This window comes from Georgenia sp. Marseille-Q6866 (assembly GCF_965111665.1).
Window position 1 is genome coordinate 1 of the sequence record NZ_CBCOOR010000013.1, and the last position, 25,703, is coordinate 25,703.

General features: G+C 73.9%; 22 protein-coding genes. 9 read left to right on the forward strand and 13 right to left on the reverse strand.

Annotated elements, in window-relative coordinates; genetic code table 11:
- Positions 1-183: 183 nt before the first annotated feature.
- From pcrA to ACWPXV_RS11785, 6 genes are read right to left on the reverse strand one after another with little or no spacing between them, the layout of a single operon-like run.
- Positions 184-2,631 carry a DNA helicase PcrA gene (gene pcrA, locus ACWPXV_RS11760; protein WP_454085406.1) on the reverse strand — a complete coding sequence of 816 codons (2,448 nt, stop codon included), beginning with the start codon at positions 2,629-2,631 and terminating at the stop codon, positions 184-186.
- Positions 2,632-2,671: 40 nt separating this feature from the next.
- On the reverse strand, positions 2,672-3,157 hold the full coding sequence (locus tag ACWPXV_RS11765) for a DUF456 domain-containing protein (protein ID WP_454085407.1): 486 nt from the start codon (positions 3,155-3,157) through the stop codon (positions 2,672-2,674).
- A gap of 7 nt (positions 3,158-3,164) precedes the next feature.
- Entirely contained in the window at positions 3,165-3,509 is a 345-nt protein-coding gene (locus ACWPXV_RS11770) for a hypothetical protein (protein ID WP_454085408.1), read from the reverse strand.
- A gap of 10 nt (positions 3,510-3,519) precedes the next feature.
- A complete protein-coding gene (locus ACWPXV_RS11775; RefSeq protein WP_454085409.1) occupies positions 3,520-4,305 on the reverse strand; it encodes a class I SAM-dependent methyltransferase in 786 nt (261 codons plus the stop codon).
- A gap of 34 nt (positions 4,306-4,339) precedes the next feature.
- Positions 4,340-5,014, reverse strand: coding sequence for a LuxR C-terminal-related transcriptional regulator (locus ACWPXV_RS11780; protein ID WP_251838639.1), 675 nt, complete (start codon positions 5,012-5,014; stop codon positions 4,340-4,342).
- Between the two features lies 1 nt (position 5,015).
- The gene (locus ACWPXV_RS11785; RefSeq protein WP_454085410.1) at positions 5,016-6,260 is read right to left on the reverse strand and encodes an ATP-binding protein; all 1,245 of its coding nucleotides are present in this window, start codon (positions 6,258-6,260) and stop codon (positions 5,016-5,018) included.
- A 147-nt stretch (positions 6,261-6,407) separates the two neighbouring features.
- Here ACWPXV_RS11785 and ACWPXV_RS11790 point away from each other — a divergent pair, with 147 nt between their 5' ends.
- The 3 genes from ACWPXV_RS11790 (at position 6,408) to ACWPXV_RS11800 (ending at position 8,213) form a co-directional block, all read left to right on the forward strand.
- Positions 6,408-7,019, forward strand: coding sequence for a PspC domain-containing protein (locus ACWPXV_RS11790; protein WP_454085411.1), 612 nt, complete (start codon positions 6,408-6,410; stop codon positions 7,017-7,019).
- A 163-nt stretch (positions 7,020-7,182) separates the two neighbouring features.
- A complete protein-coding gene (locus tag ACWPXV_RS11795) occupies positions 7,183-8,001 on the forward strand; it encodes a hypothetical protein (RefSeq protein WP_454085412.1) in 819 nt (272 codons plus the stop codon).
- Positions 7,998-8,213 (forward strand): hypothetical protein, encoded by a 216-nt coding sequence (locus ACWPXV_RS11800; RefSeq protein WP_454085413.1) that lies wholly within the window; start codon positions 7,998-8,000, stop codon positions 8,211-8,213. Before ACWPXV_RS11795 ends, ACWPXV_RS11800 begins: the two co-directional genes overlap by 4 nt.
- A gap of 67 nt (positions 8,214-8,280) precedes the next feature.
- Here ACWPXV_RS11800 and ACWPXV_RS11805 read toward each other — a convergent pair whose 3' ends face one another.
- The 5 genes from ACWPXV_RS11805 to ACWPXV_RS11825 form a co-directional block, all read right to left on the reverse strand.
- Positions 8,281-8,799, reverse strand: coding sequence for an aromatic ring-opening dioxygenase LigA (locus ACWPXV_RS11805; RefSeq protein WP_454085414.1), 519 nt, complete (start codon positions 8,797-8,799; stop codon positions 8,281-8,283).
- A 142-nt stretch (positions 8,800-8,941) separates the two neighbouring features.
- Positions 8,942-9,367: a hypothetical protein gene (locus tag ACWPXV_RS11810; RefSeq protein ID WP_454085415.1), complete on the reverse strand. Its 426-nt coding sequence runs from the start codon at positions 9,365-9,367 to the stop codon at positions 8,942-8,944.
- 108 nt (positions 9,368-9,475) lie between these two features.
- On the reverse strand, positions 9,476-10,645 hold the full coding sequence (locus ACWPXV_RS11815) for a glycosyltransferase family 4 protein (protein WP_454085416.1): 1,170 nt from the start codon (positions 10,643-10,645) through the stop codon (positions 9,476-9,478).
- Positions 10,642-12,246 (reverse strand): glutamine-hydrolyzing GMP synthase, encoded by a 1,605-nt coding sequence (gene guaA / locus ACWPXV_RS11820; protein WP_454085498.1) that lies wholly within the window; start codon positions 12,244-12,246, stop codon positions 10,642-10,644. Before guaA ends, ACWPXV_RS11815 begins: the two co-directional genes overlap by 4 nt.
- Positions 12,247-12,248: 2 nt before the next feature.
- On the reverse strand, positions 12,249-12,668 hold the full coding sequence (locus ACWPXV_RS11825) for a DUF3817 domain-containing protein (RefSeq protein WP_454085417.1): 420 nt from the start codon (positions 12,666-12,668) through the stop codon (positions 12,249-12,251).
- A 107-nt stretch (positions 12,669-12,775) separates the two neighbouring features.
- Between ACWPXV_RS11825 and ACWPXV_RS11830 the strand changes: the two genes are divergently transcribed.
- The gene (locus ACWPXV_RS11830) at positions 12,776-14,548 is read left to right on the forward strand and encodes an ABC transporter ATP-binding protein (RefSeq protein WP_454085418.1); all 1,773 of its coding nucleotides are present in this window, start codon (positions 12,776-12,778) and stop codon (positions 14,546-14,548) included.
- Positions 14,548-16,281 carry an ABC transporter ATP-binding protein gene (locus ACWPXV_RS11835; RefSeq protein ID WP_454085419.1) on the forward strand — a complete coding sequence of 578 codons (1,734 nt, stop codon included), beginning with the start codon at positions 14,548-14,550 and terminating at the stop codon, positions 16,279-16,281. Before ACWPXV_RS11830 ends, ACWPXV_RS11835 begins: the two co-directional genes overlap by 1 nt.
- 139 nt (positions 16,282-16,420) lie before the next feature.
- On the opposite strand, the gene ACWPXV_RS11840 is transcribed toward ACWPXV_RS11835, so the two are convergent.
- Positions 16,421-16,903, reverse strand: coding sequence for a DUF1269 domain-containing protein (locus tag ACWPXV_RS11840; RefSeq protein ID WP_454085420.1), 483 nt, complete (start codon positions 16,901-16,903; stop codon positions 16,421-16,423).
- Between the two features lie 126 nt (positions 16,904-17,029).
- Here ACWPXV_RS11840 and ACWPXV_RS11845 point away from each other — a divergent pair, with 126 nt between their 5' ends.
- Positions 17,030-18,835 carry a glycerophosphodiester phosphodiesterase family protein gene (locus ACWPXV_RS11845; RefSeq protein ID WP_454085421.1) on the forward strand — a complete coding sequence of 602 codons (1,806 nt, stop codon included), beginning with the start codon at positions 17,030-17,032 and terminating at the stop codon, positions 18,833-18,835.
- 17 nt (positions 18,836-18,852) lie between these two features.
- Here the strand turns inward: ACWPXV_RS11845 and ACWPXV_RS11850 are convergent, their stop codons facing one another.
- Entirely contained in the window at positions 18,853-19,689 is an 837-nt protein-coding gene (locus tag ACWPXV_RS11850; RefSeq protein WP_454085422.1) for an SURF1 family protein, read from the reverse strand.
- 112 nt (positions 19,690-19,801) lie between these two features.
- Between ACWPXV_RS11850 and ACWPXV_RS11855 the strand changes: the two genes are divergently transcribed.
- The 3 genes from ACWPXV_RS11855 to ACWPXV_RS11865 all read left to right on the forward strand — a co-directional run bounded on the left by ACWPXV_RS11855 (position 19,802) and on the right by ACWPXV_RS11865 (position 25,677).
- On the forward strand, positions 19,802-22,291 hold the full coding sequence (locus tag ACWPXV_RS11855) for a phosphoketolase family protein (RefSeq protein WP_454085423.1): 2,490 nt from the start codon (positions 19,802-19,804) through the stop codon (positions 22,289-22,291).
- Between the two features lie 129 nt (positions 22,292-22,420).
- Positions 22,421-24,493, forward strand: coding sequence for a phosphate acetyltransferase (gene pta / locus ACWPXV_RS11860; RefSeq protein WP_454085424.1), 2,073 nt, complete (start codon positions 22,421-22,423; stop codon positions 24,491-24,493).
- Positions 24,490-25,677 carry an acetate/propionate family kinase gene (locus tag ACWPXV_RS11865; RefSeq protein ID WP_454085425.1) on the forward strand — a complete coding sequence of 396 codons (1,188 nt, stop codon included), beginning with the start codon at positions 24,490-24,492 and terminating at the stop codon, positions 25,675-25,677. The genes pta and ACWPXV_RS11865 overlap by 4 nt, the downstream gene beginning before the upstream one ends.
- The last annotated feature ends 26 nt before the right edge of the window (positions 25,678-25,703 follow it).

Here is a 25,703-nt window from a genome sequence, read left to right on the forward strand (position 1 = left end):
AGCTCCCAGCGCCCGACTGAGTTACGGCCTCAAACGGACCAAGCAGAAACGACGTCAACGGGCGACCGGAGCACTATTTTCAGCCCGCCAGGGCGCTCCCGCCAGGGAGCAGGGGGACTGAGTTGTTCCTCGGAACAACTCAGCGCTCGGCGGTAGGTCGGCTGCCGGTGGAGGGGGTGGGAGCTAGAGCTTGGTCACCGGGGCGTAGCGCAGGAGCAGGCGCTTGACCTGGCCGCCGCCGAAGTCGATCTGGGCGACGGCGCTGGAGCCGGAGCCCTCGAGGCCGACGACGGTGCCCAGGCCGTAGGAGTCGTGGGTGACCTTGTCGCCGATGTCGAAGCCGGGGATGTCGCCTGCCGGGCGCGGGGCCGCCGAGCCGAAGCTCGGGGACTCCGGCTCGCTGCGGCGCGTGCGCACCGGGCCGCTGCGGGCGCCGCTGCCCCCGGCAGGACGCCCGCCGCCGTAGCCGAAGCCGCCGGATCCCCAGCCGCCGCCGCGCAGGGCGTCGGTGGAGGACTCGGCCCGCCGCCAGTCGAGGAGCTCCTCGGGGATGTCGGAGATGAAGCGGCTCGGCGGCAGCTGCTGCGGCATGCCCCAGGCCGTGCGCACGGCCGCACGGGACAGGTAGAGGCGCTTGCGAGCGCGGGTGAGCGCGACGTAGGCCAGGCGCCGCTCCTCGGCGAGCTCGTCCTCGTCGGTGAGCGAGCGCTGGTGGGGGAAGGTGCCGTCCTCCAGGCCGGTGACGAAGACGACCGGGAACTCCAGGCCCTTGGCGGTGTGGACGGTCATGAGGGTGACCTGCCCCTGGTTGGCGGCGTCGTCGTCGGGGATCTGGTCGGAGTCGGCGACGAGCGCGACCCGCTCGAGGAAGTCCCCGAGGTCGCCCTCGGGGTCGCTCTGTGAGAACTCGGCGGCCACCGCGTGGAGCTCGGCGAGGTTCTCCACCCGGGTGGCGTCCTGCGGGTCCTCACTCGCCCGGAGCTCGGCGAGGTAGCCGGAGCGGTCCAGGGCGGCGTCGAGGATCTCGGCGGGGCCGGCGCCGGCGGCGAGCATGTCGCGCAGGCCGGTCATCAGCTCGTGGAAGCCGCGCACCTGGGTGCGCCCGCGGGTGGCGAGGCCCAGGACCTCGGGGGCGGCGCCGTCGGGAGCCGCGGCGTGCTCGATCGCGCCCCCGAAGGAGATCCGCTCGCGCTCGGCGTGGGCGGCGAGCATCGCCTCGGCCCGCTCCCCGAGCCCGCGCTTGGGGACGTTGAGGATGCGACGGAGGTTGACGGCGTCGTCGGGGTTGGCGACGGCCCGCAAGTAGGCGAGGGCGTCCTTGATCTCCTTGCGCTCGTAGAAGCGCGTGCCGCCGACCACCTTGTAGGGGATGCCGACGCGGACGAGCACCTCCTCCAGCGCTCGCGACTGGGCGTTGGTGCGGTAGAAGACGGCGACGTCACCGGGCCGCACGCCGTCGGAGTCGCCGAGGCGGTCGATCTCCTCGGCGATGAAGCGCGCCTCCTGGTGCTCGGAGTCCGCGACGTAGCCGACGACGTCCGGGCCGGCGCCGCTGTCGGTCCACAGGTTCTTCGCGCGGCGGTTCGGGTTGCGCGAGATGACCGCGTTGGCCGCGCTGAGGATGTTCTGCGTGGAGCGGTAGTTCTGCTCGAGGAGGATGGTCGTCGCGTCGGGGTAGTCCGCCTCGAACTCGAGGATGTTGCGGATCGTCGCGCCGCGGAAGGCGTAGATCGACTGGTCGGCGTCACCGACGACGGTGAGCTCGGCCGGCGGCAGGCCTGCGTCGTCGCCCTCGACGCCCGCGAGCTCCCGGATGAGGACGTACTGCGCGTGGTTGGTGTCCTGGTACTCGTCGACGAGCACGTGGCGGAACCGGCGGCGGTAGTGCTCGGCGACGTGCGGGAAGGCCTGGAGCAGGTTGACCGTCTGCATGATGAGGTCGTCGAAGTCGAGGGCGTGCGCCTGGCGCAGCCGCGCGTCGTACTGCCGGTAGGCCTCGGCGAGCGCGGTGTCGAAGGCGTTGCCCTCGCTCACCTCGGCGGCGAAGGAGTCCGGGTCGACGAGCTCGTTCTTGAGGTCGGAGACCTTGCGGGAGAAGGTCTTCGGCGGGAACTTCTTGGGGTCGAGGTCGAGCTGGCGCATGACCAGCGCCATGAGGCGCTGGGAGTCCGCGGCGTCGTAGATCGAGAAGCTCGAGCGCAGGCCGAGGGTGGCGTGCTCCCGGCGCAGGATCCGCACGCAGGCGGAGTGGAAGGTGGAGACCCACATGTGGCGCGCGACCGGCCCGACGAGCTCGGTCACCCGCTCGCGCATCTCCGCGGCGGCCTTGTTGGTGAAGGTGATCGCCAGCACCTCCCCCGCCCGGGCGCGCCCGGTGGCGAGCAGGCCGGCGATGCGGTGCGTGAGGACGCGGGTCTTGCCCGACCCGGCGCCCGCGACGATGAGCAGAGGCCCGCCCTGGTGCACAACGGCGGCGCGCTGCTGCGGGTTGAGGCCCTCGAGCAGGTCGGCCTGGCGCGGCGTCACGGGGGCGGCGGAGGGCGCGTCGTCCTCGCGCGGGGGGACGGCGGCGGCGAGGGGCGGCAGGTTCCCGCCCATGAGCCCGGGCAGGTTGTCGAAGAGGGAGGTCATGGCCCTTCCAGGGTAGGTCCTGCCACCGACACCGCCGCCGTCAGGTCTGCCACATGCCGATGAGGAGGGCGCCGGTCGCGACGAGCGCCCCGCTCAGCTCGACGAGGATCGCCAGGCCGACGGCGCGCATCGCCCGGACGGTGGAGCGCCAGGCCTCGCCCTGGTCGCGCAGGCGGGTGCTCTCGGCAGCGTAGACGCCGGCGACGAAGCCGATCGGCAGCCCGATGACCGGGATGACGAAGAAGCCGACGACGCCGAGCACCGCCCCGATGACGAGGGTGCGGGTGGGCACGCCGCCCTTGCCGAGGTAGCGCCCGGCGAGGACGTACTTGCCGATCTCCGCGCCGAGGACCGCGACGACGGCGATCGTCCCCACGGTCCACCCGACCGTGCCGCCCGTGACGACGGCCCACACGACGGCGGCCGCCCCGACGAGGAAGCCACCGCCCGGCACCACCTGCACGACGGCGCCGACGAGCCCGATGATGACGACGATGAGGACGATCGCCTCGCCGAGAACGCCCATCAGCGGGTCAGCGCCACAGCGCCGCGATGGCGATGTTGAGGGTGGTGAGCGCGGCGATGGAGCCGATGAGCGCGCGGCTCGGCTCCTCCTTGCGGCTCGCGACGACGACGAGGGCGGTGACGACGACGGCGACGACGAGCTTGATGCCGATCTTCATGTAGTTGAGGTCCGGCAGGCCGTCCCCCATCTCGGCGACGCCGGTCATGAGGACGCCGGTGACGAGCGCGGTGAGCGCGCCGTGCAGGACGCCCGGCGCGAGGCGCGGCGTCCGGAGGTTGGTCACCGTCCCGCCGAGGACGATGGCCCAGCCGACGAGGTGGAGGAAGAAGAGGAGGTAGTACACGACTGTCATGCCCGCCAGCCTAGGCGAGCGCCGTCGTCGCCCTGACGAGCCGGGCGCTTGTGTACCGGTTCTCACCCGACCGGAACCGCGCGTGGGTGCTGCTTCCCTTCACGGCTGCGAAGCGTTCGAAGGGCCGGTGGACGGGGCGCGGGATCCACGCGTCGAGGAGGGCACGGCGGCGGTCGTCGTCGAGCTCGAGCGCGGCGCAGGCGTTCGCGGTGATGTCGTGGAGCTCCACCACCTCGAGCGGGCCATCGCGCAGGGTGGCCTGCAGCTCCACCATCTCCTCCCGCCCGCGGAAGTCGGCGAAGAGGAGGCTCCCGCCGGGGCGGAGCACCCGGTACGCCTCCGCGAGGAAGGCCTCGACCGAGGGGTAGCAGTGGGAGGACTCGACGTTGACGACCACGTCGAAGGACTCGTCGGGGAACGGCAGGTCCAGCGCGTCACCCTGGACGAAGGTGAGGCCGGGGGCGTGGCGGTGGCGCCGGCACAGCGCGACCGCGGCGCGGGAGAGGTCGACGCCGGTCGTGGTGCGGGGCGCCCGGTAGCGCGCGAGGAACGAGGAGCCGCCGCCCCGCCCGCAGCCGACCTCGAGCACGTCGGCGCCGCGCAGGTCCGCGTCGCGGGTGACGTGGTCGTAGAGCTGGATGCACATGCGGTCGGGCTCGTCGGCGGGCTCGAGGGCCAGCGGCTCCTCGCCGTCGAGAGGCGCGTAGCCGTAGTTCATGAAGGCCCACTCCGGCCGGCGCACGCGCGCCCCGAGCACCTCGTACAGGGCTCGCCACCCGAGCTGCCGCATGCTCATGCCTCAGGCTAGAGCGCCCCGCCGCCGGGCGGCGTCAGATGAGCCGACGCACTGCTGCCCACCTCGTGAGCTCGTGGCGCGAGGAGAGCTGAAGCTTGCGCAGCACCGCCGACACGTGGGTCTCCACGGTCTTCACCGAGATGAACAGCTCGCTCGCGACCTCCTTGTAGGAGTACCCGCGGGCGATGAGGCGCATGACCTCCTGCTCGCGGGCGGAGAGGCGGTCGAGCTCGTCGTCGGTCGTGGCGATGTCCTTCGCGGCGGTGCCGAAGGCGTCGAGGACGAAGCCCGCGAGCCGCGGGGAGAAGACGGCGTCCCCGCCGGCCACCCGGCGCACGGCGTCGGCGAGCTCGGTCGGGGTTATCGCCTTGGTCACGTAGCCGCGAGCGCCGGCGCGGATGACCCCGACGACGTCCTCGCTGGCGTCCGACACCGACAGCGCGAGGAAGCGGGTCGGGACGTCACGGCAGCCGGTGATGACGTCGATGCCGCCCCCGCCACGCCCGCCGGGCAGGTGGACGTCAAGAAGGACGACGTCGGGCCGCGTCTCGCGGACGACGGCGACGGCGGACTCGACGTCCGCGGCCTCCCCGACGATCCGCAGGTCCGGGGCGTGCGCCTCGAGCTCGCTGCGCACCCCGCTGCGCACGAGGGCGTGGTCGTCGACGACGACGACCCGCAGCCGACCGTCCTCTGGTGTCGTGCTCATGTCACTCCCCTGTCGCCGGCTCGGGCATCCGGAGCACGATCTCCGTGCCCTCCAGGCCGCTGCCCGGTCCCGTACGGATCGTCGCACTGCCGCCGTGCCGTTCCAAGCGGCCGACGATCGAGTCGCGCACCCCGTGCCGGTCGCCCGGCACGGCGGAGGGGACGAAGCCCGGCCCGCGGTCGCGGACGAAGACCTCCGTCGCGCTCTCGCCTACCTCGACGTAGAGGGACACCGGCGGTGCGCCGTGGACGACGGCGTTGCGCAGCGCCTCCCGGGTGGCGGCGAGCAGCGCCTCGGTGGTCGCGTGCGGGGGCCGGTCGCCGGCGGTGACGACGTCGACGGCCACCCCGTGCTGGTCCTCGACCTCCGCGGCGACGTCTCGCAGCGCGGCGGCCACGGAGGTGCCGGCGGCGGGCCGGTCGGAGTAGAGCCACTGCCGCAGCTCGCGCTCCTGCGCGCGGGCGAGCCGGGAGACCTGGTCGGGGTCGTCGGCGCGGGCGCGGATGAGGGAGAGGGTCTGGAGGACGGAGTCGTGCAGGTGGGCGGCGATGTCGGCCCGCTCGGACTCCCGTGCGCGGGCGGTGCGCTCGGCGCTGAGGTCGCGCACGAGCCGCAGCCACACCGGCGCGAGGACGACGGCCACGCCGACGAGGATCGCGGTGCTCGCAAGGATCCCGGAGAGGAGCTCGTCGGCGCCCAGCCCGCGACCGAGCAGGAGCACGATGCCGACGACGGCGAGGAGCAGCCCGCCACCCACGCGCGCCACCCGGTGCCACCGGGGCGCGGGCGCGGCGTCCTGCCCGGACAGCGACGCGTCGAGCTGCGTCCAGACGAGGGCGGCGCCACCGACGACGACGAGGAGCGGCACCAGCCACTCGTTGGGCAGCGGCACGTCCGCCCGCCACAGGAGCACCGCGCCGGCGGCGAGGAGCAGGAGCAGGCCGACGACGACGTCGGTCGCCGGGACGACGCGGCCCATCTTCCGCAGCCGGGGCGCCAAGCGCACGGACGCCGCCGGCCGCGCGGCCTCGGCGGCGTCCTCGGGGTCACCGCTGGGCACGAGCACCCACAGCCAGCCGTAGAGGACGATCCCGGCCCCGAAGGCGAGCACCGACAGCAGCATGGCCAGGCGCACCCGCGCCACGGGCAGGCCGAGGTGGGCCGCCAGGCCGGCGCACACGCCGCCGATCCGCTGACCGGCCGTCGGCCGGCGCAGGGGCAGCCGCTCGGGGAGGAAGGTTGTCACGGCCCGATCGTCACACGCCGCAGGGCCTTACCGGGAGTCCCCCGGCCCAGGACCAGGGGCGCTCCCGGGGTCCCGGCGGCACCGGCCGGGGGCGGATCAGGGGTCTCCCCGATACCCGGCGCAGTCCGCGCACGCTTTGCTGGTCCTATGAACGGCCACAGTGCACCGCACACCCCACCCGCACCACCCTCTCCGCCGTCGGTCGGCTTCTTCGACTCCGTCCGCCGCCTCGGCATCTGGCGCTCCACCGACCGCTGGGCCGGGGGCGTGGCCGCCGGCATCGGCCGGCGCTACGGCCTGGACCCGCTGCTCGTGCGGGGGCTCTTCGTCGTCGTCACACTCTTCGGCGGCCTCGGGCTCGTCCTCTACGGCCTCGCCTGGGCGCTGCTCCCCGAGGAGACCGACGGCCGCATCCACCTCGAGGAGGCGGTGCGCGGACGGTTCGACATCGCCCTGGCCGGCGCCGCCGCCGTCCTCGTCATCGGCCTCAGCCGACCCGTCTTCTGGTGGGGCGCGGCCTGGTGGTCCGCCCCGTGGGTCCTCGCCGTCGTGGCGGTCGTCGTCCTCGTCATCGTGAGCAAGGACCGCGACACGACGACGGCGCCGCCCGCCCCGGGCACCCCGCCCCCTTCGCGGCCGGCCCGGCCACCGCCCCGCCCGCGCCCGCCCCGCCGCGGCCCGCCTACGACGTCCCGGAGGACGCCATGCCCCAGACCACTGCCCCGGCCACCGGGGAGAGTGCCTCCTCGACGGAGGTGACCGACTTCCCCACGCTGCCGATGATCGAGCCCGCCACGCGCCCGTTGTCCGCGGCCACCGGGACGACGACCGAGGACGTGCCCGGCCCCACCGAGCCCGCGGAGCCGGCAGAGCCCGGTACCACCGCGCCGGGTGAGGGCAGCTGGCAGGGCAGCGGCGCGGGTTGGCACGGCAGTACCGCCTGGCACGGCGGCTCGGGCGCCGACGGTTCCGGCGCCGGCGGCTGGGGCGGCTCCGGGTGGAGCGGCGGGCACACACCCCGCCGCAGCCGCCCGTCGCCCCGCGCCCGCCCGTCCCCGGACCGGGGGCCCGCACGACGAACCTCGTCCTGGCGATCTGCCTCCTCGGTGCCGCCGGCGTCGCCCTCGCCCACCAGCAGGGCGCCCTCGACGCCAACCCGTGGCTCATCGGCGGCGGCGGTGTCCTCGCCGTCCTCGGCGCCGGCGTCCTCGTCAGCGGCCTGCGCGGTCGCAGCCGGGGCGGGATCGGCGTCGCCCCCCCCCGCGTCGCGCTCGTCATGGTCCCGGCCGCGGCCGCGGCCGCCACACTGCCCGGCTTCGCCCGCTTCGGGGCCGACGCGACCACCTGGGCCGGGGACCCCACGTGGGTCCCTCGGACGGCGCAGGAGGCGGAGGCGGGCTACTCGCTCGTCGCCGGTGAGCTCGTCGTCGACCTCACCGATCTCGAGGAGGACGCGACCCTCCCCGTCAGCGTGACCTTCGGCAACCTCACCCTCGTCGTCCCCGAGGACGCCGACGTCACGGTCAACGCCGCGGTCACCGCCGGGGAGATCGTCGGCCCGCTCGACGGCGACTGGTCCGGCCCCGGGCTGCCCTCGGGCGACCCGGACGGGCGCGACCGCATCGCCGACGGCGCCGGCATCAGCACGACCCTCGTCCAGGAGGGCGACGGCCGCGGCCCGGAGATCGTCGTCGACGCGTCGGTCACCTTCGGCCAGCTCTACATCGAGGAGACGTCATGACCGACACCGACAGCTACACCGACCCGTCATCCGTCCGCCGCGGGCCCCGCGTGGGGACCGTCGTCTGGGGGATCATCCTGCTCCTGCTCGGGCTGGGCGTCCTCGGCGTCGGCGCCGGCCTCACCGTCGACCTCCAGGCCGCGCTCATCGCGCTCCTCGCCCTCGCCGGTGTGGGCCTGCTCGTCAAGGCCCTCCTCACCCGCTCCGACTGACCCGCCAAGACACGCCGAGAGCCGGATTCCTCGTCGAGGAATCCGGCTCTCGGCGCGTGCGGGAGTGCTAGGCGACGGGCTCGCGGACCGGCTCACGGGCCGGCTCGATGGCCGCGGGGACCTTGGCGAGCTGGTTCATGCCCAGGCCGATGACGACGAGGAGGGCACCGAGACCGATGACGAGGGCGGCGACGCCGTAGGAGACGACCGAGGTGAAGAGCGAGGCGCGGAGGAAGGAGGCGTTCATGATCGTCTCGCGCTGCGCCTGGAACTCGGCGGCGGCCTCGGTGTCACCGGCGGCCTCGGCCTCACCGGCGAGGGCGCCGAGCTCGGCGTAGGTGGCGCCGTTCGTGGCGTGCAGCGCGTGGGTGTTGATGATGTCGGCCTGGGCGTAGGCGCTGAACGGGCCCTGGACCTCGGCGCCGGCGAGGAACGCGGCGTCCTCGGGGACGGTGATGTTCTCCGCCTTGAGCTGGCTGGTGACCATTCCCCAGGTGACGCCGCCCGCGATGATGAAGATGGCTCCGGCAACGATCGCGAGGAGGCCGGCGATGCGGGCGATACCGGTGCGGCGGGTCGTGCTCATGGTGTGGTCCTTTCACAGTGGCTCAGTTGCCGTGAGGCCCGTGCTGGGCTTCTGAGGACAATCCTGGCATTCCGGATTGTCCGATTCCGGGCCCATGGTCCCAGGCCGCCACCACTGCGCCGCGAGTGCGCCGTGACCCGCGTCACCCTTGGGGCTCGCCCCTCTCCGCGGGCGCGTCGCTGCGCCCCGGGTGTGCGGTGAGGGTCAGGGTCGCCGTGACCGCGAACGCCAGCCACGTCGTCACGCTCCCCAGCCCGACGCTGAACGTCGTCGGGACGGAGAGCAGCAGTCCCGCCTCACCGGCAGGGACCGGACCCTCGACCAGGCCGAGCAGGAGGCACGCCCCGAGCGCCGCCCCGACGCCCAGGCCCCACCGGCGCCCCCATGCCCGGAACCCGAGGACGCACAGCGAGCTGACGACCACCGCGGCGACGATCGCGGGCCACGACGGCCGCCCGTGCACCGTCGCCTCCTCGTGCTGGTGGACGACCGCCGCGGAGAGCACCAGGAACCACACCAGTCCTGCGGCGACCCCGGCGGCGGTGACGTGTACCGGCCCGGTCCTCATGAGCACACCTTCACCTGCGTGAGCGTTCCCCCGGACAGGCTCAGGATGGCGACGATCAGTCTCGCGATCAAGACGTCCCGGGAGCTCGTGCTCGCGGCGCGCGTCCGCTCAGGTCGGTGCGGCCAGGGCGCGTGCGTAGAGCGCGTCGCAGGCACCGCGGACGTCGGACCAGTCGAAGGGCGGGGGCGTGGCGTGCGCGTGCTCGCGCAGGCGCCGCAGCAGGGCCGCGTCCTCGGTGAGCCGGACGACGGCGTCGGTGAGCGCCGCGTCGGCGGCGGCGTCGTCCAGCCCGTCGGCGCGGTCGGCGGTGAGCAGCCCGTCGACGCCGTCGGTGACGTACTCGCTCGGTCCGGTGCCGCGGCCGGCGACCACCGGCAGCCCGGCCGCGCGCGCCTCGAGCCCGGCGATGCCGAAGGCCTCGAGCCGGGCAGGGGCGATGAAGACGTCCTCCCCGGCGTAGCGCGCGACGAGCTCCTCCCGGGGCAGGCCGCCGGTGAGGGTGACGACGCCCTCGAGACCGAGCCGCTCGACGAGCGCGCGCACGCGGCGCTCCTCGGGGCCTGCGCCGATGAGGGTGAGGTGGACGCGCGGCTCCCCTGCCGGGCCCCGCCCGAGGCGGCGGTCGGCCGCGGCGACGATCTCGACGAGCGGTGCCGGACGCTTGCGCGGCGCCAGTCGCTGGGTGGCGACGAGGCGCAGGGTGCCGTCGGGGGTGCGCGGCGGCGCGGCCGGGCGCCAGTCGGTGACGGTGAGGCCGTTCGGCAGGACCGAGACGTCCTCCCGCCCGAGCATCCGCGCGACCCGCTCCCCCGCGGCGCCGGACACCGCCGAGACCGCGGCCCGCGAGCGCAGCGTCTCGCTGCGCCGGGCGAGCGCTCCGAAGCCGGTGACGACGCCGTCGAGCATGCAGTGCCACGTGATGGCGAGCGGCACCCCGGTGAGGCGGGCGGCCGTCACGCCGTCCAGGGCGAAGGGCGACACGACGCCGGCGTGGACGTGGACGACGTCGGGACGCAGCCGCTCGACGGCCTCCCGCAGCAGCCACGGGCCGCGCGGGTTGACCGGCAGGCCGAGGGTGATGGCCGAGGCCATCCGGTGCACGCGCACGCCCGAGCCCAGGACCCGGGTGGCGCGCCGCGTCCCGTCGGCGCCCGCCGTCGCCGTCGCGACGTGGACGTCGTGGCCGGCGCGCGCCTGGGAGACCGCGAGGTCGTGGACCTGCGTCTCGATGCCCCCCGTACGAGGCGGGAAGCAGTCCGAGACGTGGAGGACCCTCACTCCCACTCGATGGTGCCCGGCGGCTTGCTCGTGACGTCGAGGACCACCCGGTTGACCTCGGGGACCTCGTTGGTGATGCGGCTGGAGATGCGCGCCAGGACGTCGTAGGGCAGGCGTGACCAGTCGGCGGTCATCGCGTCCTCCGAGCTGACCGGGCGCAGCACGATGGGGTGGCCGTAGGTGCGGCCGTCACCCTGGACGCCCACGGAGCGGACGTCGGCGAGGAGGACCACCGGGCACTGCCAGATGTCGCGGTCCAGGCCGGCGGCAGTGAGCTCCTCGCGGGCGATCGCGTCCGCGGCGCGCAGCACGGCGAGCCGCTCGGCGTCGACGGCGCCGACGATGCGGATGCCCAGGCCAGGGCCGGGGAAGGGCTGGCGCCAGACGATGCCCTCCGGCACGCCGAGCTCGAGCCCGACGGCGCGGACCTCGTCCTTGAACAGGGTGCGCAGCGGCTCGACGAGCTCGAACTGGAGGTCGTCCGGCAGTCCGCCGACGTTGTGGTGGGACTTGATGTTCGCCGCGCCCTCACCGCCGCCGGACTCGACGACGTCGGGGTAGAGGGTGCCCTGGACGAGGAAGCGGACCTCCTCGTCCTGTCCGGCCTCCTCGACGATCTCGCGGGCGGCGGCCTCGAAGGTGCGGATGAACTCGCGGCCGATGATCTTGCGCTTCGTCTCGGGGTCGGTGACCCCGGCGAGCGCGGAGAGGAACTGCTCGGTGGCGTCGACGACCTTGAGGTTGACGCCGGTGGCCGCGACGAAGTCCTGCTCCACCTGCTCGGCCTCGCCCGCGCGCAGCAGGCCGTGGTCGACGAACACGCAGGTGAGCTGGTCACCCACGGCCTTCTGGACGAGCGCGGCGGCGACGGAGGAGTCCACGCCGCCGGACAGGCCGCAGATGACGCGCGCGTCACCGACCTGTTCGCGGATCGCGGCGACCTGCTCGGCGATGACGTTGCCGGCGGTCCACGTCGGCTGGAGGCCGGCGCCGTCGTAGAGGAAGCGCTCCAGCGCGGCCTGGCCGAAGTCGGAGTGCTTGACCTCGGGGTGCCACTGCACCCCGTAGAGGCGCCGGCCACGGTCCTCGAAGGCCGCGACGGGCGCGCCCGGGGAGGTGGCGAGGACCTCGAAGCCCTCCGGTGCCTCGTGGACGGCGTCGCCGTGGCTCATCCACACCTGCTGGCGCTCGGGCGTGCCCTGGAGGAGGGACCCGTCGCCGCGCAGCTCGACGACGGTCGCGCCGTACTCGCGGTCCCCGGTGCGGGCGACGGTGCCGCCGAGCGCGGAGGCCATCGCCTGGAAGCCGTAGCAGATGCCGAGGACCGGGACGCCGGCGGTGAAGAGCTCGGGGTCCACGCCCGGGGCGTCCTCGGCGTACACCGAGGCGGGACCACCGGACAGGATGATGGCGGCGGGGTCCTTCTCCAGGACCTTCTCGACCGCCATGGTGTGGGGGACGATCTCGGAGTACACCCCGGCCTCGCGCACGCGGCGCGCGATCAGCTGGGCGTACTGGGCGCCGAAGTCGACGACGAGGACGGGCTGCGGCGTGGCCGCGCGCTCGGCGGTGGTGGGGGCGTCGGTCGGGGCGTCGCTCATGCTCACCTCGCCAGGGTAGCCGCGCGGCGGGAGACCACGCCCGGGAGGTCCGCCTCGAACCAGCCCTTGGCGCGGTGCTCCATGACGAAGGACAGCACCGGGACGACACCGGCGACGACGAGCGCCGCCATCCGGCCCAGGCCCCAGCGCATCGCCGACCACAGGTTGAGGACGCTGACGAGGTAGACGACGTAGATCCAGCCGTGCGCGAAGGGGATCCACCCGATCCACGCCTCGACCTCCGGCCCCACCCCGACGAGGTAGACCAGGACCATCTCCACGCACAGGAGCAGCAGCATGACGCCTGTGACAAATGCCATGGCCCGGTAGAACGTCCAGGCCGTGCGCGCCTTGCGCTCACGCTCCGCCCGCAGGGCCGCACCCGGTGCGGTGCCCGGTGCAGCGGTGGTGTCCTCGCTCATGCGTCCTCCTTGCGCCCGCCCCTGCGAGCTCCTGCCCAGTGTCTCAGGAGCCGCCGACGGCGGAAAACAGGCTGCCCGGTGTCGTCGGCGACACCTAGGCTCAGGCCGTGCTCGACGTCCCGACCGGCCACCCCGGTCATCCCCCTCTCGGTGCGCCCACGGCCTTCCTCGCCTGGGCGGCCCGCGGAGCCTGGCCCACCCTCCTCGTCGGCTGCCTCCTCGCCTCCGTCGTCTCGCTCGCAGGGGCCGCGGTGCCGCTCGTCCTGGGCACCGCCCTGGACAGCGGGCTCGCCGACGGCGTCTCCACCCGGCTCCTGTGGCTGGCCCTCGCGCTCGTGGGGATCGGGCTCCTCAGCGCGGTCGCGACGAGCCTCGGCCACGCCGCCGAGGTCGGCGGCTGGCTGCACGGCGCCTTCAGCGCCTCGCGCCTCGTGGGGCACCATGTCACGCGGACCGGCCCCGCGATCGGCGAGGAGCTGCCCACCGGGGAGGTCGTCAGTGCCGTCGCCAACGACTCCTTCCAGGTCGGCAACGTCCTGGAGCTGCTGCCCGCCTTCGTCGGTGGGCTCGTCGGCTACCTCGCCGTGGCCGTCTACATGCTCCAGCAGTCCCCCACGCTCGGGGTCGTCGTCGCGCTGGGGCTGCCCGTCGTCACCGTCGTCGTCTCCTTCCTCATCAAGCCGCTCCAGGCCCGGCAGAAGGAGCAGCGCGACGCCGCCGGACGGCTCGCGACGCTCGCGACCGACACCGTCTCCGGCCTGCGGATCCTGCGCGGCATCGGCGGCGAGGACGCCTTCGCCGAGCGCTACCGCGCCCAGTCGCAGCGGGTGCGGCGGGCCGGAGTGCGGGTCGCCGGGCTGTCCTCGGTGCTCGAGGCGCTCCAGATCCTCCTGCCCGGCCTGTTCGTCGCCTGCGTCGTGTGGCTCGGGGCCCGGCTCGCGATCACCGGGGAGATCTCCCCCGGGCAGCTCGTCACCTTCTACGGCTTCACCGCCTACCTGTCCGAGCCGCTGCGCTGGGTCACCCAGTTCATCAACTTCCTCACCCGGGGACGCGTCGCCGCCCGCAAGATCACCGGTGTCCTGTCGGTGACCCCGGAGGCCGGGACGCTGGCAGAGTCCGAGGCCGCCGACTCGCTGCCCCGCCCCGCCGTCCCGACCACGCCGGGCGCGCTCGTCGACACGCTCACCGGGTTCGCGCCGCGACCGGGTGCGCTCACCGCCGTCGTCACCCCGCGGCCCGGGGAGGGTGAGGCGGTGGCGAGCCGGCTCGGGCGACTGGACGACCGCAGCACCGCGGAGGTCCTGCTCGACGGCGTGCCGCTGCGCGAGCTGCCCCTCGCCGAGGTCCGCCACCGCGTCGTCGTCGCCTCCTCGACCCCGCAGCTGTTCACCGGCCCGCTGCGCGCAGCGCTCGACGCCCGCGAGGACGGCCTCGACGACGCCACCCTTCTCCGCGCCCTCCACACCGCCGACGCGCACGACGTCCTCGAGTCGCTGCCCGAGGGTCTGGACGGGGAGATCACCGAGAAGGGCCGCTCCCTGTCCGGTGGCCAGCGGCAGCGGGTCGCGCTCGCCCGCGCGCTCCTCACCGAGCCGCAGGTGCTCGTGCTCGTCGAGCCGACCAGCGCCGTCGACGCCCACACCGAGGCGCGCATCGCCGCCCGCCTGGCCGAGTACCGCCGCGGCCGGACCACCGTCGTCCTCACCGCCTCCCCGCTCGTCCTCGAGCACGCCGACGACGTCGTCCTCCTCGACGACGGCGTCGTCCACGCCCGCGGCCGCCACCGCGAGCTCCTCGCCCGCGCCGCGGCCGGCGAGCCGGACGCGCAGGCCTACCACGCCGTCGTCGGCCGGTCCCTCACCACGGAGGTGGTCTGATGCAGCTCCCCGTCGCCGAATCTCGGCGCGTGCGCGCCTTCGCCGGGCGGCTGCTGCGCTCCTACCGGCGCCCGCTCGCCACCGTCGTCGTCCTCCAGGGCCTGGCGGCGGTCGCCGCGCTCGCCCTGCCGTGGCTGCTCGGCGGGCTCGTCGACGCCGTCGTCGCCGGGACCACGCGCCGCTACGTCGACACCGTCGCGCTGTGGCTCGTGGGGGTCGTCGTCCTCCAGGCGCTCGTCACCCGCTACGCCCAGCGCAGCGCCATGGTGCTCGGCGAGGAGGTCTTCGCCGAGCTGCGCGAGCGCTTCCTCTCCGGCGTCACCCACCTGCCGCTGTCCACGGTCGAGCGCGCCGGCACCGGTGACCTCCTCGGGCGGACCACCAACGACATCGACCGCGTGCAGTGGGCGGTACGCTTCGGCGTCCCGCGGGTCCTCGTCACGACGACGACGATCGTCCTCACCTTCGGGGCGGCGCTGCTCGCCTCCCCGCTCGTGGCGCTGGCCATGCTCGTCGGCCTGCCGGTGCTGGCGCTCGCCACCCGCCGCTACCTGCGCCGCTCCGCCCCCGCCTACCGGGAGAACGCCGCCGCCTACGCCGACCTCAACGGGGTGCTCACCGAGTCGGTCGAGCACGCCGCGACGGTCGACGCGCTCGCCCTGGGCCACCAGCGCCGCCGCCGGGCCGACGCCGTCGTCACCGCGGCGTGGAACACCGAGAAGGTGACGCTGCGGCTGCGGATGTCGGTGTTCTTCTGGCTCGTCACGTCCTTCGCGCTGCCGGTGGCCGCCGTCGTGCTGTGGGGCGCGCACCTCGTGGGCGCGGGCCTCGTCACCCTCGGCGCCGTCACCACGGTGGCGCTGTACGTCATCCAGATCCGCGGCCCGCTCTTCGAGCTGCTCATGTGGGTGGACGAGATCCAGGTGGCGACGGCGAGCCTCGCGCGGATCGTCGGCATCGAGCTCGTGCCGCCGGACCGCGAGGCCGGGCCCGCGCGGCCCGAGCGGGAGGACGTGCGCGCCCGCGAGGTGCGCTACGCCTACCGCGACGGCGAGGACGTCCTCCACGGCATCGACCTCACCCTCACCCCCGGGGAGCGGCTGGCGATCGTCGGCCCGCCCGGGGCCGGGAAGTCGACCTTCGGGCGCATGCTCGCCGGCATCCACCCGCCCACCGGCGGGCGCGTGACGATCGACGGCGTGCCGCTCGTCGACCTGCCCGAGGAGGAGCTGCGCCGGCACGTCGCGCTCGTCACCCAGGAGCACCACGTCTTCGTCGGGACGGTCGCGGACAACCTGCGGCTGGCCAAGCACGACGCCGACGACGCCGAGCTCGCCCGCGCCCTCGAGGCCGTCGACGCCCAGGACTGGGTGGCGGCGCTGCCCGACGGGATTGAGACGGCGGTCGGCTCGGGAGGTGCGACGCTCACGCCGGCGCAGGCCCAGCAGCTCGCGCTGGCCCGGCTCGTCCTGCTCGACCCGCACACGCTCGTCCTCGACGAGGCGACCTCGCTGCTCGACCCGCGCGCGGCCCGGCCCCTGGAGCGCTCGCTGTCCGCGCTGCTCACCGGCCGCACGGTGGTGGCGATCGCCCACCGCCTGCACACCGCGCACGACGCCGACCGCGTCGCCGTCATGGAGGCGGGCCGCATCGCCGAGATCGGCCCGCACGAGGAGCTCGTCGCCGCCGGCGGTGAGTACGCCTCCCTGTGGCAGTCCTGGCAGCAGGACTGAGGAACAACTCAGCTGTCGCTGCGGGGTTGTCCCCCACCCCCGCCGCGGGGTTGGCCCCCACCCCCGCCGCGGGGTTGTCCCCCACCCCCGCCGCGGGGTTGTCCCCACCCCCTTCGCCGAGAGCTGAGTTGTTCCTGTCTCAGCCGGCCAGCTCCTCCGCCAGCTCCCGCTCGTCCGCCTCGGAGAGGGAGGTCTTGAGGACCGTCCCACCGAAGTCGCCCATGGCCGCAGCGAACTTGTCCTCCGTGACCTTGCGCGCCATGACGACGACGGCTGCCTTGCCGGGCTCGAGCAGGCCCTGCACGCGGTCCTGGAAGCTCCGGTTGATCCCGGACCTGCCGAGCCTGCCGGTCAGCGCGCCGAGCGCGCCGCCGACGAGCAGCCCGAAGCCCGGCACGAGGAAGAGGAGGCCGAAGATCGCGCCCCACAGGGCCCCCGAGGCGGTGGAGGCCCCGACGACGTTCGACGGCGTGTCGACGTGCTTCTCGCCGTCGTCGTCGACGCGGACGAGCGCGAGCCCGGCGAGCTCGACGATGAAGTCGCCCTGCAGGTCCAGGACCTTGTCGTAGGCACGTCGGGCGGTGACGTGGTCGTCGTACCCGAGGATGATCAGCTCTGACATCGCAACGCTCCTTCTCCGGGAACACGGTCGGTCCCCACCCTTCCACCGGGCCGGCCGGGTCGGTACCCCCCGGGAGGGGGAACGGCGGGTGACCGGAGCAGCGGCTCGGCAGGACGGAGGCAGGGGATGACCGCGCAGCGTGTGGTCGCACCGGTGCCCGGCGAGCACGGGCTCGCCGCCGGGACCGCGCTGCGTGTGCTCGCGGCGCACTGGCGGGCCTGGCTGCCGGTCGCCGTCACCCTCCAGCTCCTCACCGCCCTCGTCGCCGGGCCGGTGGTGGGCCTGCTCCTCGCCGCCGCGCTGCGTGCCGCTGGTGTGCCGACGCTGACCGAGGCCAGCCTCGGCCAGGTGCTGCGGCACCCGGCAGCGGTCCTGCTCCTCGTCGCGCTCGCCGTCGTCGCCACGTCGGCGGCGCTGCTCCAGCACGCGGCCTTCGTCCTGTTCGCCCGGGGGCTGGCAGACGGACGGGTGACGCGCGTGCCGGAGCTCGCCCGGCAGGGCGTTGCCGTCCTCGTCCGCTCGGCCGGAGCACAGCTCGGGCTCCTCGCGCTCTACCTGCTCGTCCTCGCGCCCCTCGGTGGCTTCGCGCTGGGCGCCTCGTTCGTCCGGCCGCTCGAGGTGCCCGCCTTCATCGGCGGCGAGCTCCGGAAAACGCCACTCGGGACGGCGGCCTGGCTCGGGGCGGTCGCCCTCCTCGGGTACACCAACCTCCGTCTGCTGCTCGTCCCGACCCTCGTGCTCAGCACCGGTCTCACCCCCGCCGGCGCCTACGCCGCGAGCTGGCGGGCGACCCGTGGCCGGGTCACCCGGCTCGCACTCGTCGTGGCGGCGCTGTGGCTCGTCGCTGCCGTCGGCCTCGCGGCCCTCGCCGCCGCGGCCGTCGCCGTCACCCGTCTGTCGGACGCCCTCTGGCCCGCCGCATCACCGGTCGTCGCCGGCGCCGCCCTCGTCGTCGCCCAGGTGGCCCTCCTCGGCGGCGGTGGCCTGGTCGCGGCCTTCGTCGCGCTCCTGCTGCTCGGCATGGTCCCCGGCCGGCCTCCGGCGCCTGCCGGCCCGGCGCCTCCTGGTCGCGCGAGGCCTCACCGGGCGCTCGTGGGCGTCGTCGTGGCGGTGCTCGCCACCGGGACGGGCGCCGCCGGCGCGGCGAGCCTCCGCACCGCCGACCCCGGGCAGGCCACGCTCGTCATCGCGCACCGCGGCGCGACCTACGGCGCCGTGGAGAACACCCTCGAGTCGCTGGAGGCGGCGGCCCGGCTCGGCGCGGACGTCGTCGAGCTCGACGTCCTCCAGGCGGCCGACGGTGGGCTGGTCGTGGTCCACGACACCAACCTGCGCCGGATCGCGGGGGTGAACCGGGACGTCGCCGACCTCACCACCGAGGAGCTCACCGCCACGACCGTCCGGCAGGCCGGTCACGAGTCGACCATCCCGACCTTCGCCACCTTCGCCGCGCGGGCCGCCGAGCTGGGCGTCCCCCTGCTCGTGGAGGTCAAGCAGCACGGGCGGGAGCGCGGGGACATGGTCGGTGACGTCGTCGCCGTCCTCGAGGCCCACGACCTCGTCGGCACGTCCCTGGTCCAGGCCTTCGACCCGTCGGTCGTCGCCGAGATCGAGAGCCGCTTCCCGCACGTCACCACCGGGGGCGTCGTCGCCTTCTCCCGTGGCCGTCTCGACCCAGGCGCCGCCGACTTCCTCACCCTGGAGCAGAGCTCCTACACCCCTGACCTCCTGCGCCAGGCGCACACCGCCGGCGTGCAGCTGTTCCTGTGGACCGTGACGGAGCCGCGGCGGATGCGGGCTTTCGTCCGGGAGGGCGTCGACGGCGTCATCACCCCCTCCCCGAGCGTCGCCCTGGAGCAGCGTGGGGCCGTCGCCGCGGAGACCGGCGTGGCCGACCGCCTGGCCGACCTCGTCCGCTCGCTCGTCAGCTGAGGCTGCCCGGTCGGTGCCTACCCGCCGGTCGAGGCCAGGCGTGACTCGCGGACGTCGTCGCGCAGCACCTTGACCCAGAAGACCACGGCGAAGAGGGCGAAGGCCCACCACTCGATCGCGTAGGCCAGGCTCTGGAGGTTGGGGTCGGCGTCGAGCTCCTCGACGGGTGAGGGTGCCGGGGTCAGGCCGCCGGGCTGTGCCGGCTCCTCGAGCACGAGGTAGGCGCTGTACATCGGGGTGCCCCACTCCTGGGCGAGCTCACCGGCGCTGATGCCGCCGGCGAAGCCCTCGGGCAGGCCCGACTCCCCCGCGGCCTCGGAGTCGCTGAGCACCCCGACGACCTCGAGCCGCCCGGTCGGTGGCGGCGGCGCCGTCACCTGCGCCCCGCCCCCGGCACCGGCCTCGAGCCGGTCCGCGAGCGACTCCTCGGGGAGCCAGCCGCGCAGGACCGGCATGATTGCGCCTTCGTGCGGGCCGCCGCCGACGTGGAAGGCGGTGACGACCATGAGGGCGTCCTGCCCGCCGACGTTGCGGCCGGGCACGAGCACCTGCTGCTCGGCGTCGAAGGACCCCTCGAGACTCACCCGCCGCCCGAACTGCTCCATCCCGAAGGCGCTCTGCGGGGCCAGCACCTCGTCGATCGGGACGGCCGGGGCGGCCATGAGCTCCTCGCGCTCGATGCGCGCGGCCTCCTGCCCGCGGATCCCGGCCCGGTCCAGCTGCCAGAAGCCCAGGCGCGTGCACACCGCGGCCACGACGACGACGAGCAGCAGGAGGACGAGCATCCGTCGTGTCGTCGCCGCCCGCAGCCAGTCTCGGGCGTCGGCCCGGGGACGCTGGGCGGTGGTGGACACGCCTCCAGGGTAGTTCGCCGTGCCGGGGGTCCCGGCCTAGGACCTTCTCCGGTGGCTGCGGCCTCCGGGAACCGGAAGGCTGGGGGTGACTACTGACACAGGGAGTATCCGCATGAGCACTGCCTCCGTCCCCGTCACCACCAGCGCCTGGCGCCGCCGGGCCCGCCCCGCCCCGGACGACGCGACCCTCGACCGGATCGACGCCTGGTGGCGCGCGGCGAACTACCTGTCCGTCGGCCAGATCTACCTGCTCGACAACCCGCTGCTGCGCGAGCCGCTGCGCACCGAGCACGTCAAGCCGCGCCTCCTCGGCCACTGGGGCACGACCCCGGGCCTCAACTTCCTCTACGCCCACGCCAACCGGGCGATCCAGGAGCGCGAGCAGCCGATGATGTACATCACCGGCCCCGGCCACGGCGGACCCGGCCTCGTGGCGAACACCTACCTCGAGGGCACCTACTCGGAGGTGTACTCCGACATCACCCAGGACGCCGAGGGCCTGCGGCGGCTCTTCCGCCAGTTCTCCTTCCCCGGCGGCATCCCCTCCCACGTGGCACCCGAGACGCCCGGCTCCATCCACGAGGGCGGGGAGCTCGGCTACGCCCTGTCCCACGCCTACGGCGCGGCCTTCGACAACCCCGACCTCCTCGTCCTCGCCGTCGTCGGCGACGGCGAGGCGGAGACCGGCCCGCTCGCCACGAGCTGGCACTCGAACAAGTTCGTCAACCCCCGCACCGACGGCGTCGTCCTGCCGGTCCTCCACCTCAACGGGTACAAGATCGCCAACCCCACGGTGCTGGCCCGGATCGGGGAGGACGAGCTCACCGACCTCATGCGCGGCTACGGCCACCGGCCCTACGTCTTCACCGCCGGCTTCGACGACGAGGACCCGGCCTCCGTCCACGGCCGCTTCGCCGCGCTGCTCGACGAGGTCCTCGACGAGATCGCCGAGATCAAGCAGCGCGCCGCGCAGACCGACCCGGAGGAGGTCGAGCGGCCGCTGTGGCCGATGATCGTCATGCGCACCCCCAAGGGCTGGACCTGCCCGGAGGTCATCGACGGCCAGCAGGTCGAGGGCTCGTGGCGCTCCCACCAGGTGCCGCTGTCCAGCGCCCGCGACACCCCCGAGCACATGGAGGTCCTCGAGGGCTGGATGCGCAGCTACCGGCCCGAGGAGCTCTTCGACGACGACGGCCGCCTCGCCGGCGACGTTGCTGCCCTCGCCCCCGCCGGGCAGCTGCGGATGAGCGACAACCCGAGCACGAACGGCGGCCTGCTCCTCAAGGACCTCCGCCTGCCGGACCTCCGGGACTTCGCCGTCGACGTCCCCGCCCCCGGCGACGCGATCACCGAGGCCACCCGTGTGCTCGGCCAGTGGCTCACCGAGGTCATCCGCCGCAACCCGGACAACTTCCGCCTCTTCGGGCCGGACGAGGTGGCCTCCAACCGGCTCCAGGCCGTCTACGACGTCACCGCCAAGCAGTGGAACGCCGACATGGTGCCCGCGGACCGCGAGGAGCACCTCGCCCGCGCCGGCCGGGTCATGGAGGTCCTCTCCGAGCACCAGTGCCAGGGCTGGCTCGAGGGCTACCTCCTCACCGGCCGCCACGGCCTGTTCACCTCCTACGAGGCCTTCATCCACATCGTCGACTCGATGGTCAACCAGCACGCGAAGTGGCTCAAGGTCACCGACGAGCTCGAGTGGCGCCGGCCCATCGCCTCGCTCAACTACCTCCTGTCCTCCCACGTGTGGCGCCAGGACCACAACGGCTTCTCCCACCAGGACCCGGGCTTCATCGACCACGTCGTCAACAAGGGCGCCGACATCGTGCGCGTCTACCTGCCGCCGGACACGAACACGCTGCTCGCGACCTACGACCACGTGCTGCGCACGCGCCAGTACGTCAACGTCGTCGTCGCCGGCAAGCAGCCCGGGCCCGACTTCCTCACCATCGAGGAGGCGCAGGACCACTGCCAGCGCGGCGTGGGCATCTGGGAGTGGGCGGGCACGGAGGAGGAGGGCCAGGACCCCGACGTCGTCCTCGTCTGTGCCGGTGACATCCCCACCATCGAGGTGCTCGCCGCCGCCGACCTCCTGCGCCGGCACCTGCCGGAGCTGCGGGTGCGGGTGGTCAACGTCGTCGACCTCATGCGCCTGCAGGACGAGAAGGAGCACCCGCACGGGATGAGCGACCGCGACTACGACACCGTGTTCACCACCGACCGGCCGGTGATCTTCGCCTACCACGGCTACCCGTGGCTCATCCACCGCCTCACCTACCGGCGCACCGGCCACGCCAACCTCCACGTCCGCGGCTACAAGGAGGAGGGCACGACGACGACGCCCTTCGACATGGTCATGCTCAACGACCTCGACCGCTACCACCTCGTCATGGACGTCATCGACCGGGTGCCGGGCCTCGGCTCGCGCTACGCGGGCCTGCGCCAGCGGATGGCCGACGCCCGCCTCGCCGCGCGCCGCTACACCCGGGAGCACGGCACCGACATCCCCGAGGTCGCCGAGTGGCAGTGGCCCGACGTCGGGGAGACGGCCACCGCCTCGGGCGGCCCGCAGTACGACACCGGCGGCGACAACGCGTGAGCCCGGGACGTGGCCGGGCACACACGACCAACCGGGACAAAGTCCCAGGTGCTCCCGGAGCCACCGGGAGAGACTGACGTGTGGCCGCGAGCCTGGTGGCCGCCCGAAGCAGCACTGAGAGGAGACGTCGTGGCGCGCAGCATCTACATCGCCTCACCGGAGGGTGACACCGGGAAGTCGACCATCGCGCTGGGTCTGGTCGACCTGTTCGTGAGGCGGGTCGAGCGTGTGGGCATCTTCCGGCCGGTGGTCCACGCCGGCGACGAGCCCGACAACGTCCTGGAGCTGCTCCTGTCCCACGACGGCGTCGACCTCGCCTACGAGGACTGCGTCGGTGTCACCTACGACGACGTCCACGCCGACGAGACGGCGGCCCTCACGCGGATCGTCGAGCGCTTCCACGCCGTCGAGCAGCGCAGCGACATCGTCGTCATCGTCGGCTCGGACTACACCGACGTCGCCGGCCCGGCCGAGCTCTCCTTCAACGGGCGCGCCGCCGCGAACCTCGGGGCCCCGGTCCTCCTCACCGTGAGCGCCCTGGGCCGCACGACCGAGGAGATCCAGCAGGTCGTCGACATCGCCGCCGCCGAGCTGCGCTCGGACCACGCGACCGTCGCCGCCGTCGCCGTCAACCGCTGCGAGACGGAGCGCATCGAGGAGGTACGCGACGCCGTCGCCGTCCTCGACGTGCCCGTGTGGACCTTCCCCGAGATCCCGCTCCTGTCGGCCGCGACCATCGCCGACCTCGTCGAGGCGCTGGACGGCACCGTCATCGCCGGCGACGAGGACCTCCTCACCCGCGAGGCGGAGTCGATCCTCGTGTGCGGGATGAACGTCGAGCACATCCTCGAGCGGCTCAAGGAGGGCCAGCTCGCGATCGCGGCCGGGGACCGCTCCGAGGTGCTCATCGCGCTCGCCGCCGCGCACGCCTCCCAGAACTTCCCCTCCCTCGCCGGGATCGTCCTCAACGGCGGTTACGAGCCCAACGCCGAGGTCCGCACGCTCGTCGAGGGCCTGGGCCGCTCGCTGCCGATCGTCACCACCGAGCACAACACCTACGAGTCGGCGCGGATCGCCTCGACCACCCGGGGCCTCATCTCCCGCGGCAGCCAGCGCAAGCGGGACCTCGCGCTCAGCGCCTTCGAGCGGAACGTCGACGGCGAGGCCGTCCTCGCGGCCCTCGACGTGCCGCGCAGCTCGGTCGTCACCCCGCTCATGTTCGAGTCCGAGCTCCTCGAGCGTGCGCGCGGGGACCGCAAGCACATCGTCCTGCCCGAGGGCACCGACGACCGCATCCTGCGGGCGGCGAGCACGCTGCTCTCCCGCGGCGTCGCCGACCTCACGCTCCTCGGCAACGAGAGCGCCGTGCGCGACCGGGCCAGCGACCTGGGCCTGGACATCGACGCTGCCCAGATCGTCGACCCGCGCACGAGCGAGTGGCTGCAGCCCTTCGCCGAGGAGTACACCCGCCTGCGCGCCCACCGCGGCATGACGGTGGAGCGGGCGCTGGAGGTCCTCCCGAGCGTCTCGTACTTCGGCACGATGATGGTCCACCTCGGCTACGCGGACGGCATGGTCTCCGGTGCCCAGCACACGACCGCGCACACCATCAAGCCCTCCTTCGAGATCATCAAGACGCGGCCGGGCACATCGATCGTGTCCTCGGTCTTCCTCATGTGCCTGGCCGACCGGGTGCTCGTCTACGGCGACTGCGCCGTCAACCCCGACCCCGACGCCGAGCAGCTCGCCGACATCGCGATCTCCTCCGCCGAGACCTCCGCCCATTTCGGCATCGACCCGCGCATCGCGATGCTGTCCTACTCCACGGGCACCTCGGGCAGCGGCGCGGACGTCGACAAGGTGCGCGCGGCCACCGAGCTCGTCCGCGAGCGTCGGCCCGACCTCTTCGTCGAGGGTCCCATCCAGTACGACGCCGCCGTGGACGCCTCCGTCGCGCAGACGAAGCTGCCGGAGTCCGAGGTCGCGGGCAAGGCCACCGTCTTCGTCTTCCCCGACCTCAACACGGGCAACAACACCTACAAGGCCGTGCAGCGCTCGGCCGGCGCGGTGGCGATCGGGCCGGTCCTCCAGGGCCTCAACAAGCCGGTCAACGACCTCTCGCGGGGCGCCCTGGTCCAGGACATCGTCAACACCGTGGCCATCACCGCCATCCAGGCGCAGGCCAGCGAGGAGCAGCAGTGAGCAGCACCGTCCTTGTCATCAACTCGGGCTCGTCCTCGATCAAGTACCAGCTGATCGAGCCGGAGGAGGGCGTCGTCGTCGCCTCCGGGCTCGTCGAGCGCATCGGGGAGGACGCGGGCCTGCTGCGGCACACCTTCGAGGGCGTCGACACGCGGCTCACCGAGCCGGTCCCCGACCACGGCGCGGGCCTGCGTCGGGTCCTGGAGCTCTTCGCCGAGGTGGGCCCGGACCTGGGCGCCGCCGGGATCGTCGCCGTGGGGCACCGCGTGGTCCAGGGCGGGGCCCGCTACTCCGGGCCGGCCCTTGTCGACGACCACGTCCTCGCCGACATCGAGGAGCTCATCCCGCTCGCCCCGCTCCACAACCCCCCGAACCTGCGTGGGATCCAGGTGGCGCGCGAGCTGCTCCCCGACGTCCCGCACGTCGCGGTCTTCGACACCGCGTTCTTCTCCGACCTGCCCGACGCCGCCGCGACCTACGCCCTGGACCGGGAGGTGGCCAAGCGCTACCGGGTGCGCCGCTACGGCGCCCACGGCACCTCCCACCAGTACGTCTCCCGCACGGCCGCGACCGTCGTCGGCCGACCGCTGGAGGAGTTGCGCCAGGTGGTCCTCCACCTCGGCAACGGGGCCTCGGCCTCCGCCGTCGCGGGTGGGCGCGCCGTGGACACCTCGATGGGAATGACGCCGCTGGAGGGCCTGGTCATGGGTACCCGCACCGGTGACATCGACCCGGCCGTCATCTTCCACCTCAGCCGCAACGCGGGCTTCACGATCGACGAGATCGACGACCTGTTCAACCGGCGCTCGGGTCTCAAGGGCCTGTCGGGCAAGAACGACATGCGTGAGGTCCACGAGCTCGTCGCGGCCGGCGACGCCGGGGCCCGGCTCGCGCTCGACGTCTACGCCCACCGGCTGCGCAAGTACGTCGGCGGCTACGCCGCCGTCATGGGCGGCCTGGACGTCCTGTCCTTCACCGCCGGGATCGGGGAGAACGACGACATCGTGCGCGCCGAGGCGCTGAGCGGGCTGGAGTTCCTCGGCATCGAGCTCGACCCCGCGCGCAACGCCGGCCGCATGAGCGAGCCGAAGGTCATCTCCACCGACCGCTCCCGGGTGACGGTCCTCGTCGTCCCCACCCGCGAGGAGCAGGAGATCGCCCGCCAGGTCGTCGACCTCGTCTGACCCGCCCCTCCTCTCCGCCCTCCTCG